The sequence below is a fragment of the Acidovorax sp. BL-A-41-H1 genome (genome assembly GCF_051942715.1).
The window spans coordinates 371,534-387,503 of the sequence record NZ_JBPVJQ010000004.1 but is presented as its reverse complement, the minus strand read 5'-3'; the positions used below and the strand labels follow the sequence as shown (position 1 = coordinate 387,503).

General features: G+C 67.3%; 15 protein-coding genes. 13 read left to right on the top strand and 2 right to left on the bottom strand.

The annotated features are described in order from the left end of the window. The first annotated feature begins 248 nt into the window (after positions 1-248). From ACTPOI_RS10845 to ACTPOI_RS10825, 5 genes are all read left to right on the top strand, one after another. A complete protein-coding gene (locus ACTPOI_RS10845) occupies positions 249-1,400 on the top strand; it encodes a flagellar basal body P-ring protein FlgI (RefSeq protein WP_440108671.1) in 1,152 nt (383 codons plus the stop codon). After that, a complete protein-coding gene (gene flgJ / locus ACTPOI_RS10840) occupies positions 1,400-2,335 on the top strand; it encodes a flagellar assembly peptidoglycan hydrolase FlgJ (protein ID WP_440108669.1) in 936 nt (311 codons plus the stop codon). The genes ACTPOI_RS10845 and flgJ overlap by 1 nt, the downstream gene beginning before the upstream one ends. A gap of 175 nt (positions 2,336-2,510) precedes the next feature. Then, entirely contained in the window at positions 2,511-4,487 is a 1,977-nt protein-coding gene (gene flgK, locus ACTPOI_RS10835) for a flagellar hook-associated protein FlgK (RefSeq protein ID WP_440108667.1), read from the top strand. A gap of 20 nt (positions 4,488-4,507) precedes the next feature. After that, positions 4,508-5,875: a flagellar hook-associated protein FlgL gene (gene flgL / locus ACTPOI_RS10830; protein WP_440108665.1), complete on the top strand. Its 1,368-nt coding sequence runs from the start codon at positions 4,508-4,510 to the stop codon at positions 5,873-5,875. Positions 5,876-6,201: 326 nt separating this feature from the next. Further along, positions 6,202-7,437 carry an HDOD domain-containing protein gene (locus tag ACTPOI_RS10825; protein WP_440108663.1) on the top strand — a complete coding sequence of 412 codons (1,236 nt, stop codon included), beginning with the start codon at positions 6,202-6,204 and terminating at the stop codon, positions 7,435-7,437. 26 nt (positions 7,438-7,463) lie between these two features. Here ACTPOI_RS10825 and ACTPOI_RS10820 read toward each other — a convergent pair whose 3' ends face one another. Further along, positions 7,464-8,366, bottom strand: coding sequence for a LysR family transcriptional regulator (locus ACTPOI_RS10820; protein ID WP_440108661.1), 903 nt, complete (start codon positions 8,364-8,366; stop codon positions 7,464-7,466). A gap of 156 nt (positions 8,367-8,522) precedes the next feature. On the opposite strand from ACTPOI_RS10820, the gene ACTPOI_RS10815 reads away from it, so the two are divergent. Next, the gene (locus tag ACTPOI_RS10815; RefSeq protein ID WP_440108659.1) at positions 8,523-9,164 is read left to right on the top strand and encodes an NAD(P)-dependent oxidoreductase; all 642 of its coding nucleotides are present in this window, start codon (positions 8,523-8,525) and stop codon (positions 9,162-9,164) included. A 197-nt stretch (positions 9,165-9,361) separates the two neighbouring features. On the opposite strand, the gene ACTPOI_RS10810 is transcribed toward ACTPOI_RS10815, so the two are convergent. After that, positions 9,362-10,846, bottom strand: coding sequence for an aminotransferase-like domain-containing protein (locus ACTPOI_RS10810; protein WP_300455052.1), 1,485 nt, complete (start codon positions 10,844-10,846; stop codon positions 9,362-9,364). A 149-nt stretch (positions 10,847-10,995) separates the two neighbouring features. On the opposite strand from ACTPOI_RS10810, the gene ACTPOI_RS10805 reads away from it, so the two are divergent. The 7 genes from ACTPOI_RS10805 to ACTPOI_RS10775 are packed head-to-tail and all read left to right on the top strand — an operon-like array spanning position 10,996 to position 15,952. Then, positions 10,996-11,610 carry a LysE family translocator gene (locus ACTPOI_RS10805; protein ID WP_440108656.1) on the top strand — a complete coding sequence of 205 codons (615 nt, stop codon included), beginning with the start codon at positions 10,996-10,998 and terminating at the stop codon, positions 11,608-11,610. Then, positions 11,607-12,524, top strand: coding sequence for a DMT family transporter (locus ACTPOI_RS10800; protein WP_440108654.1), 918 nt, complete (start codon positions 11,607-11,609; stop codon positions 12,522-12,524). The genes ACTPOI_RS10805 and ACTPOI_RS10800 overlap by 4 nt, the downstream gene beginning before the upstream one ends. Continuing rightward, complete coding sequence (locus ACTPOI_RS10795) at positions 12,521-12,850, top strand: DHCW motif cupin fold protein (protein WP_440108652.1); 330 nt, start codon at positions 12,521-12,523, stop codon at positions 12,848-12,850. The genes ACTPOI_RS10800 and ACTPOI_RS10795 overlap by 4 nt, the downstream gene beginning before the upstream one ends. A 51-nt stretch (positions 12,851-12,901) precedes the next feature. Next, the gene (locus ACTPOI_RS10790; protein ID WP_440108650.1) at positions 12,902-13,225 is read left to right on the top strand and encodes a cupin domain-containing protein; all 324 of its coding nucleotides are present in this window, start codon (positions 12,902-12,904) and stop codon (positions 13,223-13,225) included. Further along, complete coding sequence (locus ACTPOI_RS10785) at positions 13,222-14,442, top strand: PLP-dependent aminotransferase family protein (protein ID WP_440108648.1); 1,221 nt, start codon at positions 13,222-13,224, stop codon at positions 14,440-14,442. Before ACTPOI_RS10790 ends, ACTPOI_RS10785 begins: the two co-directional genes overlap by 4 nt. Before the next feature lie 2 nt (positions 14,443-14,444). Continuing rightward, positions 14,445-15,071: a glutathione S-transferase family protein gene (locus ACTPOI_RS10780; protein ID WP_440108646.1), complete on the top strand. Its 627-nt coding sequence runs from the start codon at positions 14,445-14,447 to the stop codon at positions 15,069-15,071. Between the two features lie 17 nt (positions 15,072-15,088). Next, a complete protein-coding gene (locus tag ACTPOI_RS10775) occupies positions 15,089-15,952 on the top strand; it encodes a PhzF family phenazine biosynthesis protein (RefSeq protein WP_440108644.1) in 864 nt (287 codons plus the stop codon). The last annotated feature ends 18 nt before the right edge of the window (positions 15,953-15,970 follow it).

Below are 15,970 nucleotides of genomic sequence, written 5' to 3'. Positions count from 1 at the left end.
CGCTGCCCACGGCGAGCCCTGGCCTGGGCTTCCCCCAACGCCCAATAGCTATCAAATTGATAGCTATAGAGGAAAATAATACTTGGACTAGCAGCCACTTTGGCTCAAAAACAGCGCTGCAACGCCCCCGGGAGCCCTGCCCGGCGACGCACGCGCGTACCTCCGGTTTTCCGCCCGCCGCAGACGCATCCAATAAGCCGGTGAACCCGCTTCTTTTCGGGTTTTAGTTCCCGGCATGGCCGCCCACAATGGATGCCATGAAAGCCTCGTCCCACTCCCTCCTGCCGCGCGGTGCCCGCGCGCTGTGGCTGCTTCTGGCCCTGGTTGCGGCCGGTATCGCGATGCCGTCCCATGCGGTGCGAATCAAGGAAGTGGCGGCAGTACAGGGCGTGCGCAGCAACCAGCTGTCGGGCTATGGCCTGGTGGTGGGGCTGGATGGCACGGGCGACCAGACCACGCAGATGCCTTACACCTCGCAGGCCATGGCCAACTACCTGCAGCAGATGGGCATCAGCCTGCCGCCCGGCGCCGCCGGGCAGTTTCAGCTCAAGAACGTGGCGGCCGTCATCGTGACCGCGCAACTGCCCGCATTTGCCCAGCCGGGCCAGATGATCGACGTGAACGTGTCGTCCATGGGCAATGCCAAGTCGCTCAAGGGCGGTACGCTGATTGCCACGCCACTGCGCGGCGCAGATGGCGAGATCTACGCGCTGGCACAGGGCAACATGGTGGTGGGCGGTGCAGGCGCATCGGCGGGCGGCAGCAAGGTCCAGATCAACCATCTGAGCGCCGGCCGCATCCCGCAGGGCGCCCAGGTCGAGCGTGCCGTACCCACGCCGCTCAATGATGGCGACTCGATCACGCTGGGACTGAACGCCTCCGATTTCCAGACTGCCCGCCGCGTGGCGCAGGCCATCAATGCCAAGCTGGGCAATGGCCTGGCTACCGCGCTTGACGGCCGTACCGTGCAGGTACGCGCCCCGATGGAGCCCGGCGCACGCGTGGGCTTCATTGCCGACCTGGAAGAGATCCCGCTCGAATCCTCGGCGCCAGCCGCCAAGGTGGTCATCAACGCACGCACCGGCTCGGTGGTGCTCAACCAGGCCGTCACGCTGGGCCCCTGCGCCATTGCACACGGCAACCTGTCGATCACCATCAGCTCCCGGCCGGTCATCAGCCAGCCCAACCCGCTGTCGCAGGGCCAGACCGTCGTCACCCAGCAAAGCGACATCACCATCAACCAGGAGCCGGGCAACATCATCCAGATGCCGCCCTCGCCCCAGTTGGCAGACGTGGTGCGTGCGCTGAACTCGCTGGGTGCCACGCCGGGCGACCTGCTGGCCATCCTGCAGGCCATCAAGGCCGCGGGCGCCCTCAATGCCGAACTGGAGGTGATCTGATGTCGCTCACCCTGCCGTCTTCGTCCAGCACCCTGACCAGCACGGCCAGCGCCTCCAATGCGCTGGCGGTGGACATCCGCTCGCTCAACGCCCTGAAGTTCGACGCGGGCACGGCCAACAGCGCGCAGGTGACACGCGAAGCCGCCAAACAGTTCGAGTCGCTGTTCATGCGAGAGCTGATCAAGAGCATGCGCGAGGCCACCATGAAATCGGGCCTGATGGACGGAGCCCAGGGCGATCTCGGCCAGGACATGCTCGACCAGCAGCTGTCTGTCACGATGTCGGGCAAGCCGGGCGGATTGTCGGAGGCCATCGCGCGCCAGCTGTCGCGCCAGATGGGCGGTACCGACGCCAATTTCTCGGTGCCCTCCACGCTGAGCCTGCAGTCGCAATCGTTTCGGGCCCAGTCGGCACCGGCCACGGCAGCGGCAGCCGAATCCACACAGCCCGTGCCCAAGGGCCGCGACGGCTTTGTGCAGCACCTGAGCGGCACCGCAGAGCGCGTGGCTGCCGAAAGCGGCATCCCCGCCGCCTTCATGCTCGGCCAGGCCGGGCACGAGACCGGCTGGGGCAAGAGCGAGATCCGCAACAAGGACGGCTCAACCTCGTTCAACCTGTTTGGCATCAAGGCCACCAAGGGCTGGACCGGTAAGGTGGCTGAGGTGACGACCACCGAATACATCAACGGCAAGGCGCAGAAAGTGGTCGCCAGGTTCCGCGCGTACGACTCTTACGAAGACTCCTTCCGCGACTACGCCAAGCTCATCACCGAAAGCCCGCGCTACGAAAAGGCCCAAGCCACTGCCCGCACCGGCTCGGCTGTGGCGTTCGCCAGCGAGCTACAAAAGGCCGGCTATGCCACCGACCCCGAATACGCGCGCAAGCTCAGCGGCGCCATCAACAGTGCGCTGCGGGTGCAGCGGGCGCAGGCTTGACCATGCGAACACCCCCTGCGTCGCTTCGCGCCTTCCCCCTCTCTCGCTTCGCGGGAGGGGAACGCCCCCAGCGCGGCGGGGCGGCCCTTGCGCGGGGGCACTGGCATGGGCCATGCCAGTGCCACGCGCCGTGGGAGCTGGCCGCGCTGCGTAAAACAGAAATGTGGGGTAAGCCATGAGTCTGCTCAACGTCGGCTCCCGCGCGCTGCTGGCCAACCAGGTGGCCTTGCAGACGGCGGGCCACAACATCGCCAACGTGAACACTGCCGGCTACTCGCGCCAGACAGTGGTGCTGCAAACTGTGCAGGGCCAGTTCACGGGGGGCGGCTACATCGGCCAGGGTGTCGACGTGCAGACCATCCTGCGCAACCAGAGCGAGCTGCTCACGCGCCAGGCGGCGCAGGCCGGCTCGGTGCAGGCGTCCGATAGCTTGCGTGCCCAGCGCCTGCGGCAACTCCAGGAGATCTTCAGTGGCGGCACCGAAGGGCTGGGCGCTGCCATCAACGACATGATGAACGCCATGTCGGACGTGATCAATTCCCCCACCGACATCACCGCGCGCAATGTGGTGCTGACGCGCATGGACGAAACCGCGGCCCGCATGCGGTCGTCGGCCGAGCGACTCAACGAAATCCAGTACACGGTGACCGAGCAGCTGCAAAGCAGCATCACCGCCGTGAACAGCCTGGCCACGCAGATTGCCGCGGTCAACGAGCAGATCGCACGGGCCAAGGGCAACGGGCAGAGCCCCAACGACCTGTTGGACCAGCGTGACCAGCTCATCCGCGAGATGAACCAGTACGTGCAGGTCACGCAGATACCGGCGGATGACGGCACCGTGGGCCTGTTTGTGGGCGGAAGCCAGCCGCTGGTGCTGGGCAACGTGGCCACGCAGCTCTCCATCGGCGATGCGTCGGCCTTTCCGGGCAGTGGCCAGCTCAAGCTGTTCTTCAACCGCCCCGGTGCGCCCGCGTTCGAGATCGATGAAAACGTGCTGGGCGGCGGTTCGGTGTCGGGCCTGCTGCGCTTCAACAATACCGATCTGGCCGAAGGCCGCAACCTGCTGGGCCGCATGGCGATGGGTATCGGCATGGTCATGAACGAGCAGCAGCAGCTGGGACTCACGCTGGACGGACAGGTGGGCAAGCCGCTGTTCAGTCTCCCCACCAGCATGCCAGGATCCACCAACGGTACGGGTGTGGGCAATGTCACGTTCACCGATGCCACCAAGTTCTCTGCTTCCGACTATGAAATCCGTTTTACCACCGGCACGGCCGGCCAGGTGGTGCGCCTCTCCGACGGGCAAGCCACCGCGTTCACCAGCGCAGCCAACCTGGCCACGCTGCAGATCGACGGCCTGCAGTTCAACCTGACCACGCCGGGCGTGCCTGGCGAGCGCATGCTGTTCAAGCCATTCAGCACGGCGGCAGCCAACATCCAGTCGCTGGTGTATTCGCCGCGCGATCTGGCCGCGGCCAACCCGATCAACGCGGCCATGGGCACGTCCAACGGCGGCACACTGCAGCTGGGCAGCCTCAAGGCCACGGGCGAGCCCAACCCGCCCGGGCTGGTGCTGCCCCCCAACGCCAATCCGGCCGCAGTGCCCCCCATTCTGGGCGGCGTGCAGCTCAGGTTCAATGCCGGCCCCCCCACGACCTACGACGTGCTCGACCGCGGCACGGCGCCCCCCACGACGGTGGCTGCGGCGCAGCCCTACGTACCGGGCGCACCGATCTCCGTCAACGGCTGGGAGATCACGCTGAAAGGCTCACCCAACACGGGCGACACGGTGGTGATCGGCAACGCCTTGGACCCGCAGTACGGCGATGCCTACACCCGCAACGCCGGCAACGCCACGGCGCTGCTGGGCCTGCGCGACGTGAAGATGTTTGACGAATCGACGCTGAGCGACGGCTTCGCCAGCGCCATCGCCCAGGTGGGCACGCGCACACAAAGCGCCCTGTTTGCGGCCAAGCTGTCGGACACGCTGGCGGCCAACCTGGAGCGCGACCGCACCGCCGTCTCCGGCGTGAACCTAGACGAAGAGGCCGCCAAGCTCATCCAGTACCAGCAGGCCTACCAGGCCTCGGCCAAGATGATCCAGATCGCCCAGAACATCTTTGACTCGCTGATCCAGGGCCTAGGCCGCTGACCGCCGCGCAGGAGATCGCCATGAACAACAATATTTACCGCGTTGGCACGGCCAACATGTACGAGAACACCCTGCGCAATCTGGGCACGCGGCAGACCAATCTGAGCAACCTGCAGGAGAACCTAACCTCGGGCAAACGCGTGGTGCGCGCCAGCGACGACCCGGTATCAGCTGCGCAGGCCGAGCGTGCGCTGAACCGCCTGGCACGCATCCAGACCGAGCAGCGCGCGCTGGAAACCCAGCGCAACGCCATCGCCCAGGCCGAAGCGTCGATGGGCGATGCCGTGGGGCTGGTGCAGGAAGCGCGCCAGCTGCTGGTGAGCGCCGGCAACGCCGCCCTGAGCAGCAGCGAGCGCGCCACCATTGCCAACCAGCTGCAAAGCCTGCGCGATCAGCTCACCGCCGTGGCCAACCGCACCGACACCAACGGCCTGCCCCTGCTGGGCGCGCTGGGCAGTGCGCAGTCGCCTTTTCTGGGGCCGCTGGGCGGCACGCCCGACTACCTTTTTGCCGGCCAGCCCGGCCAGGCGGCCAGCAACGGCGTAGCGATTCCGAACACGCTCGACGGCGACGCGGCCTTCATGTTTGATGCCACGCGTGATGGCAGCTTTCATGCAGCCATCGCCCAGGGCACCAGCACCGTGATCGCACCGGGCGCCACCACGGCCTCTGTGCCTGCCGGTGCGCCGCCCAACCGGGCTTTGAACACATCGCCCATCACCGTGACGCCCGGGTTTGTCTTCAATGAGGACCCCGCCACAGGACAGGCCTACAGCTACAGCGTGAGCTTTTCCAACGTGACGCTGAACCCGACCACCAACACACTGTCGGCCACGTACAACATCACCAGTACCGACCCCGCCTTTGTGCCGCCCGCCGCGCAGACGCTCACGCCGATCAAGATCGGCGAGAAGAACGAGTTCAGCATCAACGGCGTGCCCGGCATGGCGTTCAAGATCACGGCCACGCCCACCAAGGCGGTGGACGGCACCATCACGCTGTCGCCCGCCGATGGCGACACCATCAGCATCGCACCCAACGCCAGCCTGTTCAGCGTGCTGGACAAGGCCGTCAGCGAGCTGCGCGCGGCGCCCAACTCGGGACTGGCCAGCCAGGCGGCCGGGCAGGCCCTGGCCAATGTGGACAAGGGCCTGGAGCGCATGGGCAACATCCGCAGCTTCGCGGGCGAGCTGCTCAACCGTGCCGACCGCATCACCGGCGACCAGACCAAGCGTTCCATCCAGCTCGAATCCGACCGCTCGCGCGCAGAGGATCTGGACATGATCAAGGGCATCTCCGACTTCCAGAACCAGCAGGTCGGCTACGAGGCGGCGCTCAAGTCGTATTCGATGGTGCAGAAGCTGTCGCTGTTCAACTTCATCGGCTAGCATCTGCTCCCATGGGTCTGCCTGCACGGAGGCCCGCCCTAAGAACCTGTTCAAAATCTTTTCGGGGATCGCATTGAAGTGCAATCGGGATGAGTGGATGCTTCGGATGCGCCGCATGGGCTTGTGCCCATGCAAGCAGCCGGGGCGTCCAATCGCCCGATTTCACTCCAACCCTTCGGGCAAGTGCCTTGCCGGGCGGTCTGCGGCGTTGCGGCGCTTGCCAATAGCTAAGCTATTGGCTGCTCACCGCGCCTTGCAGCCCATCCCGGCAAGGCACTTGTTCGATCCCGAAAAGATCTTGAACAGGTTCTAACGCCTGAGAGCACATGGTCCAATCCGTCCTTGGCAGCCTGATCCTGGGCTATCGCCCCCTGTGGAACCGCGCCCGCAAGCTCGCGGGCATCCAGCTTTTTGCGCACAACGAGTCTTCGGCCGTGGTGGATGCCACGCACCTGCTGCGCACCCTGCAGGAGCTGTGGACGGCCAGCTCACCCCCTTTGCTGATCTCGGCCCAAACGCGGCAGCTGCTGTGCGAACTGCTCGAGCACGCCCCCCGTGGCTCGCCATGGATCGAGGTGCAGGGCGAGTGGCTGGCCGACTCGGCCATCCGCACACGGGTGGCCGCAGCGCACCAGCGCGGCCTCAAGCTGGTGTGGCGCGGCGGAATCAGTCAACTGCCTGCGCAAGACATTGCCCGATGCTTTGACAACAGCCTGCTGAGCCTGGGCCCCGAAGAAGCCGTCGTGGCGCTGAAGGCCGCGCAGGCCAAACCCGGCGCGCGCGGCCCCGCCAGCCCGGTGCTGGCCGGCCAGATGTACGAAGGCATTGCCAGCCGCGCGCTGATGCAGCACTGCCTGGACCAGAACAATGCCCTGGCCCTGGCCGGCTGGCCGGCGGAAGACGTGCTGCACAGCCTGCGCCACCACCCGCAGCAGCCCTCGCAGGCGGTCATCCACCGGCTGATGATGGCCATCGACGCCGAGCAGTCGCTGGAGTCGTTTGAAGACCTGCTGGGACAGGACCCGCTGCTGGCCTACCGCTTCATGGTCTACACCAACTCGGCTTCGCTCGGGCTGCGCACCGGCATTGATTCATTGCGCCGCGGGCTGGTGATGATGGGCTACGGCTCCATCAAGCGATGGCTGTCGGACCAGTACCCGCATGCCAGCTTCGAGCCCGACATGCAGCCCGTGCGCGAGACCATGGTGATCCGCGCCACGCTGATGACGCACCTGCTGAACGCCGGGATTGAAAACGACCTGCGCCGCGAGATCTACTTCTGCGGTCTGGTCGCGCGGCTCGATGAGCTGCTAGGCGAGCCACTGGGCGCCATCCTTAAGCGGCTGCCGCTGTCCGAACGCATCTACGACGCAACGGTGCTGGGCACGGGGCCCTATGCCGAGGGCCTGCAGATGGCCTTTGCGCTGGAAACGGCGGATACCAGCGCCATCCGTCAGCTGTGCGAAACGCACGAGCTGGAGCTGGAAGACATCAACCGCGCCCTGCTGCGCGTGCTGAGTGAGCTGGTGGTGGAGCGCACGGCCTCTCCCGCCCGGCGCTGACCAGGTCGCCCGCACCGGGCGCTGCGCTACTCCATCACCCCCGGCTGCGTGACCAGATAGCTGTGCAGCGCCGCAATGGCCTGCCGCACCTTGGCGGGCTGCGCATCGCGCTGGGGCGTCACGGCCCAGATGTCCAGCGTGCCGAATGACCACTGCGGCAGCAGCCGCACCAGCCGGCGCTGTGACAGGGCGTCATGCACATCCATGCTGCCCATCAGCGCCAGGCCCAGCCCGGCCTCGCACATCTGCTGGATCGACAGCTGGTTGTTGCTGGCAATGCGCGGCTCTACCCGCAGGCTGCGCGTGGTGCCATCCGGTCCATGCAGCTCCAGCAGCAGGCCGCCGCCCGCACGGGCAAAGCCCAACCAGGTATGCGCCAGCAGGGCGTCGGGCGTATCGGGAGCGCCGTGCTGCGCAATCCAGCCCGGTGATGCGCATAGCCACCACTGCAATGCGCCCAGACGCCGCGCGGCCCAGGTGGAATCGGCCAGCCGGCCAAAGCGCACGGCCAGATCCACCCGGGCGCTGATGAGGTCGATGGCGGCATCGTCCACGAGCAGGCGCAGGCGCAAGGCCGGGTGCTGGGCCAGCAGCTGCCCCAGCGCAGGCGCCACATGCCGGGCAAAACCCACGGGCGCTGACAGCCGCAATTCGCCACTCGGCGCATCGCGCGACGCCGCAAGCTCCGCCCGCGCCTGATCGGCAGCGGCACACATGGCGGCGCACTGTGCGTGGTAGCGCTGGCCGGCCTCGGTGAGCGCCAGCTTGCGGGTGGAGCGGTGCAGCAGCGTGACGCCGCCCTCGCGCTCCAGCAGCCTTACCTGCTGGCTCACGGCCGACGGGCTCATGCCCAGTGCGCGGGCCGCGCCCGTCATCGACCCGTGCTGCACCACGCTGGCAAACACGGCCATCCGCCGCAGATCGTCCATGGCTGTTCTCCTGTTTGGCAACAAAGCGCGCTATCGCGGCGCCCAAGCCTTCATTGTGAAGCACAGCTTCAAAGAGAAGGTCAATGGCGCCCACTACCGCAATTGCGACGCGCGCAATAACCTTGTCCCATCTTCACTCACACCACAGGAAACACCATGCACATCGCACTCATCGGCGCCACCGGATTTGTCGGCAGCGCACTGCTCAACGAACTGCTGCAGCGCGGCCACCGCGTGACAGCGCTCGCACGCAACCCGGGCAAGATTGCACCGCGCGAAGGCCTCACGGTAGTGCAGGTCGACGTGACCGACGCAGCCCAGGTGGCACAGGCCGTGCGCGGCATGGACGCCGTGACCAGCGCCTACAACCCCGGCTGGACGCACCCGGACCTGTATGACGAGTTCCTGCGCGGCAGCCGCGCCATCACCGACGGCACCAAGGCTGGCGGCGTAGCGCGACTGCTGGTGGTGGGCGGCGCAGGCAGCCTGTATGTGGCGCCGGGCGTGCAGCTGGTCGACACGCCCCAGTTTCCGGCCGAGTGGAAGGCCGGGGCGCTGGCCGCGCGCGAGGCGCTGAACCTGCTGCGCAAGGAGTCATCGCTGCATTGGACTTTCGTCTCGCCGCCCATCCTGCTGGAGCCAGGCGAGCGCACGGGCAGCTACCGCCTGGGCACCGAATCGCCGCTGATGAATGGCGACCAGCCTGGCCGGATCAGCGTGACCGACCTGGCCGTGGCCATCGTGGACGAGCTGGAAGCGCCGCGGCATGTGCAGCAGCGCTTTACGGTGGCGCACTGAGGGGCGCAGGCTTCGCGGGGGCTGCGGGCCCTGCGGGGTAGTTTTGCGTCCGAATGCTATTCATTTGATAGCTATCTGGGCATATAAATACTGGACCACAGGCCAAAAACACCAAAAAACCGTGTTTCAGGCCGTCTGCAGACGCCGCACAGCCGCCCCGCACAGCGCCGGGGTTCGGACTGGCCCAGGGCTTGTGCTTACCGCATCGCAGCCACCACCCGCTGGTAGGTCTTCCAGAACGCCGCCTCCTGCGTCGTGGCGAAGTTGATGCGCATCAGCGTGCTGGGCTTGCGTTCAGCGTGGAACAGCGCGCCGGGCGCCATGAGATAGCCCTCGTCCAGCATGCGCTGGGCCAGCGCGTCGGTGTCCACGCCGGTATCCACCCAGCCAAACAGGCCCACCGGCTCGGCCGCGAACGTGCAGCCCGATTGCAGCGCCAGCTTGACGCTGCGCGAGCGCGCGGCGTCCAGCCGGGTGCGGATGCGCTCGGCATGGCGGCGCAGCTGGCCCTGCTCGATGCACAGGGCCAGCGCCTTTTCCAGCAGCGCGGGGGTGGTCAGCGTGGCCAGCAGCTTGGTGTCCAGCAGCGGCTCCACCAGCGCGGCGGGCGCGGCCAGGTAGCCAATGCGCCAGTTGGGCGCCAGGATCTTGGCAAAGCCGCTGACGTAGATGGTGCGTTGCAGGCCATCGAGCGCCGTGAGGCGCGTGGCATGCTCGGGCGCGATATGGCTGTAGGTGTCGTCCTCGACCACATGGAAGTTGTGCTGGTTGGCCAGCTGCAGGATGCGGTGCGCGCTGCCTGGCGACAGGCAGTACCCCGTGGGGTTATGGAACACGCTCACGCTCACGTAGAGCTTGGGCTTGTGCACCTCGCAGTAGCGCGCCATTACCTCGAGGTCGGGGCCGTCGGCGCGGCGCGGCACGGGCAGGATGTGCATGCCCATGGCGGCCAGCCGCGCAAACTCTACCGCCCAGCCGGGTTCTTCCACCATCACCGGGTCGCCCGGGCGCAGCAGCGTGCGGCTGACGATGTCGAGCGCGTGCGTGGCGCCCACCGTGGTGATGATGTGCTCGGGCACGGTGTGCACGTTCAGCGTGGCCAGCTTCTTGGCCAGCAGGCGGCGCAGGCCCGCGTCGCCCAGCGGCTCGCCGTACTGCAGCGAAAACTCCTGCAAATTGCGCGAGCTGCACACCTTGCGCACGGCCGCGGGCATGAAGGTGGACTCCAGCCAGTCGGGCGGGAACACGCCCATGCCCGGCTGTGGCTTGTCGCTGATCTTGTGGAACATGCCGCGGATCAGCGCCGTGGCGTTGACCGGCGACACGCCCGGCCCGGCACGGCCGGCCGCGCGGGCGGCAAACCAGTGCGCGGTGCTCCAGTTGGCGGCGGCGCTTTCAGTGGCCAGGTCGGCAGGCAGGCCGTCGGGCCCGGCGCGGTGGTCGGCTGCGGGGGTGCTTTCGCGCACGAAAAAGCCGCGGTTCTTGCGTGCCTCCACAAGCCCCTGGGCCAGCAACTGGTCGTAGGCGGCCACCACAGTCGAGGGGCTCACGCCGTTTTGCTCGGCACACTGACGCACCGAAGGCAGGCGCGCACCAGGGGCCAGCAGGCGGTTGCGGATGCGCTCGGCAAAGCGCGCCGACAACTGCTCGGTGAGCGACTGGGTGGATGATTTCATCAGCATGGGGTTATCCCTAAGAGAGGGTTCGTGTACTGTCCTGCCGGTCAATACAGTTCCGCAACTGCGCTGACTGTCTGTACTGGTGGTGTACTGATGCGCAAGATTACATTGAAGCCTCCTCACCCACAAGAGCCTGCATCTCCCCTCCGCCCATGAGCGCTGCCGAACTCACTGCCCTGCTGCTGTTTTGCACCGCCATGAGCTTTTCGCCGGGGCCCAACACCACGCTATCCACCGCGCTGGCCGCCAACCTGGGCCTGCGCCGCGCACTGCGCTTTTGCCTGGCCGTGCCCACAGGCTGGACGCTGCTCATGCTGGCCTGCGGCCTGGGCCTGGGCGCCATCATCACCACCGTGCCCGCACTGCGCTGGGCGGTGACGCTGACGGGCGTGGGCTACATGCTGTGGCTGGCATTCAAGCTGGCACGCGCCGGGCAGCTGGCGCAGGTGGACGCGAGCAGGCTGCAGGTGACCTTCTGGCAGGGCGTGGGCCTGCAGTTCGTGAACATCAAGGCCTGGATGCTGGCGCTCACGCTCAGCGCGGGCTGGGTGGTCAACGCCGCCGGGCAGCCCGCTCCCAACCCGGGTGAGCGGCTGGCCATCGTCTGTGTGGTGATGGTGGCGTTCGCGTTCTCCAGCAATTTTGTGTACGCCCTGGTGGGCTCGCTGTTGCGCCAGTGGCTGGCCCAGGGCCAGCGGCTGCTGTGGTTCAACCGTGCGCTGGCCGTGGTGCTGGTGGTCACTGCCAGCTGGATGGTGACGCTGTGAACCCCGCGCAGGAACGCGAAGCGCTGCTGTGGGGCCTGGTAGGCATCACGCTGTTTGCCGCCACGCTGCCCATGACGCGGCTGGCCGTGGGCACGGTGGATGCGCCGCAGCTCTCGCCGTGGTTCGTCACCTTTGGCCGCGCCGCGGTGGCCGGGCTGCTGTCGGTGGGCTACCTGCTGTGGCAGCACCGCCAGGGGCGGCTGAAGGTACCGGTGCGGGCCGAATGGCCACTGCTGGCGGTCACGGCGTTTGGCGTGATCGTGGGGTTTCCGCTGTTCCTGGCGCTGGCGCTGCGGCATGTGCCCAGCACTCACGGCGCCGTGGTCACCGCGCTGCTGCCGTTGTCCACGGCGGTGCTGGGGGCGCTGTGGTTCCGCCAGCGGCCCTCCAAAGGTTTCTGGGCGTGTGCCGTGGTGGGCAGCGGGCTGGTGCTGGGCTTCATGGTGTGGCGCGCGGGCGGCATTTACCTGGGCGCGGCCAACATCTATCTGCTGATTGCCATGACCACCGGCGCGCTGGGCTACATCGGCGGCGCACGCCTCACGCCGCGGCTGGGGGCCGAGCAGGTGATCTGCTGGGTGCTGGTGTGCTGCCTGCCGCTCACGCTGCCGGTGGCCTGGTGGTTTGCGCCCGCGCAGCCGGGAGGTATCACGGCCACCAGCTGGATGGGCTTTGTGTATGTGTCGCTGTTCTCCATGTGGATCGGCTTTTTTGCCTGGTACCGCGCCCTGGCGCTGGGCGCCGTACGGGTAAGCCAGATCCAGCTGATGCAACCGTTTCTGAGCCTGCTGTTTGCCGTGCCGCTGGCCGGCGAGCGGCTCGACCTGGTCACGCTGCTGTTTGCCCTGGCCGTGATGGCCACGGTGTACGCAGGCAAGAAGATGCCCGTGGGCCCTGCCGGAAGACCTGCATGAAGATCAGCCACATCCCCTTTGCCACCACCGGGTGGGCCACCGTGCCGCGCGAGGAAAAGAGCGCCCAGGCAGGCCAGGCCTTCTGGCGCACGCAGCAGTTCGGCGATATCCGCGTGCGCATGGTGGAGTACACGCCGGGCTATGTGTCGGACCACTGGTGCGTTAAGGGGCATGTGCTGCTGTGCCTGAGCGGTGAGCTGCACACCGAGCTGGCCGACGGCCGCACGTTCACGCTGACACCCGGCATGAGCTACCAGGTGGCCGACAACGCCGAGCCCCACCGCTCCACGGCGCCCCAGGGTGCCACGCTGTTCATCGTGGACTGAGTGCACACCATCACAGCCCTTACAGCCCCCAACCTGCCACCGAACGCCCCTATGAAATACTCCGTAGAACACGCCCTGCAGCAACTGCCAGGCCCGGCCGGAGATCGGTTTGTGGAAGTCCTGCGCCACGGCAGCATGCGCACCGAGCTGTATGCGCCGCGCGGGCACGATCCGCAGCAGCCCCACGCGCAGGATGAGCTGTATTTCATCCACAGCGGGCAGGGCGAATTCGTGCAAGGCGACGATCGCCACCGGTTCCAGGCTGGCGACGCATTCTTTGTGCCGGCGGGGCAGGTGCACCGCTTCGAGAATTTTTCTGACGACTTTGCAACGTGGGTGGTCTTTTGGGGCCCATCCGGAGGAGAACGAGAGTGAAACTGAACGACCTGCCACAGACCGGCACCACTGAAAACACCTGGACCCTGGCGCGCCGCGCCGCGCGCATGAACCCTTCGGTCATCCGCGAGATTCTCAAGGTCACCGAAAAGCCCGGCATCATCAGCCTGGCGGGCGGCCTGCCCTCCCCCAAGACCTTCCCGGTAGCGGCCTTTGCCGAAGCCTCGGCCGCCGTGCTGGCCAACGATGGTCACGCCGCGCTGCAGTACGCCGCCAGCGAAGGCTATGCCCCGCTGCGCCAGGCGATTGCCGACTTCCTGCCCTGGAACGTGGACCCCGAGCAGATCCTGATCACCACCGGCTCGCAGCAGGCGCTGGACCTGATCGCCAAGGTGCTGATCGACGAAGGCAGCCGTGTGCTGGTGGAAACGCCCACCTACCTGGGTGCCCTGCAGGCCTTCACGCCCATGGAGCCCAGCGTGGTGGCCGTGGCCAGCGACGAAGAAGGCCTGCTGGTGGATGACCTGCGTGCCAAGGTGGGCACCGGCACCGACAAGGCACGCTTTCTGTACGTGCTGCCCAACTTCCAGAACCCCACGGGTCGCACCATGAGCGACGCGCGCCGCGCCGAGCTGGTGGCCGCTGCAGCCGAGCTGAACCTGCCTCTGGTGGAAGACAACCCCTACGGCGACCTGTGGTTCGACGCGCCCCCGCCCGCGCCGCTCACGGCCCGCAACCCCGATGGCTGCATCTACATGGGCTCGTTCTCGAAGGTGCTGGCACCCGGCCTGCGCCTGGGTTACATCGTGGCGCCCAAAGCTGTGTACCCCAAGCTGCTGCAGGCCAAGCAGGCGGCCGATCTGCACACGCCCGGCTACAACCAGCGCCTGGTGGCCGAGGTGATGAAGGGCAACTTCCTGGACCGCCATGTGCCCACCATCCGCGCGCTATACAAGGCGCAGTGCGAAGCCATGCTGACCGCGCTCGACACGGAAATGCAGGGCCTGGGCGTTGAGTGGAACCGCCCCGACGGCGGCATGTTCCTGTGGGTGCGCCTGCCCGAAGGCATGAGCGCCATCGACCTGCTGCCCCGGGCGGTGGAGCGCAACGTGGCCTTTGTGCCCGGCGCGGCCTTCTATGCCGACAACGCCGACCCGCGCACGCTGCGCCTGTCGTTCGTCACATCCACGGCCGAGCAGATTGCCACAGGCATTGCCGCGCTGGCCACCGCGATCCGCGAAAGCCGGGGCCGCTGAGCATGCTGCACCTGTGGGGACGCCTGTCGTCCATCAACGTGCGCAAGGTGGTGTGGGCCGCGCAGGAGCTGGGCATCACACTGCAGCGCACCGATGCCGGCGGCCAGTTCGGTATCGTGCGCGAGGCTGCTTACCTGCAGCGCAACCCCAACGGGCTGGTGCCGCTGATCGAGGACGACGAGACCGGCGTGAGGCTGTGGGAATCGAACCCCATCGTGCGCTACCTGTGCGCGCAATACTCCATGGGCGACCTGTACCCCGAGGCGCTGCCCGAGCGCTTTGCGGCCGAGCAGTGGATGGACTGGCAGCAGACCACGCTGAACCCCGCCGGGCGCGATGCTTTCGTCCAGTGGATCCGCACGCCTGCGGCCCAGCGCAATGACGCGCTGATTGCCGCATCGGTCGCCGCCACCGAGCCCCTGCTGGCCCTGCTCGATGCGCACCTGGCGCGCCAGCCCTTCATGGCGGGTGATCGCTTCACCATGGCCGACATTCCGGTGGGCTGCGAAATTCACCGCTGGTGGGGCCTGCCGCAGTCCCGGGCATCGCATCCGCACCTGGAGCAGTGGTACAACACGGTGAGCAGCCGCCCCGGCGCGCGGGGCCTGCTGGACCAGCCGCTTTCCTGACCTGACGCCCTGCTGCCATGCACCCACGCGCCTTCAAGCAGATCGATGTGTTTACCGACCGCCCCGGCTACGGCAACCCGGTGGCTGTGGTGCTGGACGCCAATGGCCTCAGCGACGACGACATGCGTCGCTTTGCCGCGTGGACCAACCTCTCGGAAACCACTTTTTTACTACCGCCCACCGATGCCGGGCGGGCGGCAGGCGCCGACTACCGGGTGCGCATTTTCAGCCCGAGCGGCGAGCTGCCGTTTGCCGGCCACCCCACCCTGGGCACCTGCCACGCCTGGCTACAAGCCGGGCACAGCCCGCGCGAACCCGGCATGGTGGTGCAGGAATGCGCACTGGGCCTGGTGCGGGTGCAGCACAACCACGGCACGCTGGCGTTTGCAGCGCCCGCGCTGCAGCGCAGCGCCCCCAGCCCCGCGCTGGTGCCGCTGATTGCCAGCGCGCTGGGCCTGCGCCCCGCGCAGATCCAGGGCGCCCAGTTGCTGGACAACGGCCCGCGCTGGCTGGGCCTGCTGCTCGACAGCGCCGACACCGTGCTCAACCTGCGGCCCGACCACGCCCGCATCAAGGACCTGGGGCAGGACGTGGGTGTGGTGCATGTCGGCCCCGAAGCGGCCGACACCCGCCAGCCCGGCGTGGTGGTGCGCGCCTTTGCCGCCCCCATGGGCAACCCCGAAGACCCGGTGACGGGCAGCCTGAACGCCAGCCTGGCCGAATGGCTGATTGCCGACGGCCTGGCCCCGCGCAGCTACCTGGTGGCCCAAGGGGAATGCCTGGGCCGTGCCGGCCGCGTGCAAATCCGCCAGGACGATGTCGGGCAGGTCTGGGTGGGCGGCCACGCCGTCACCTGCATCGAAGGGACGGCCTTGCTGTGACGCACGCGATTCCGCAAG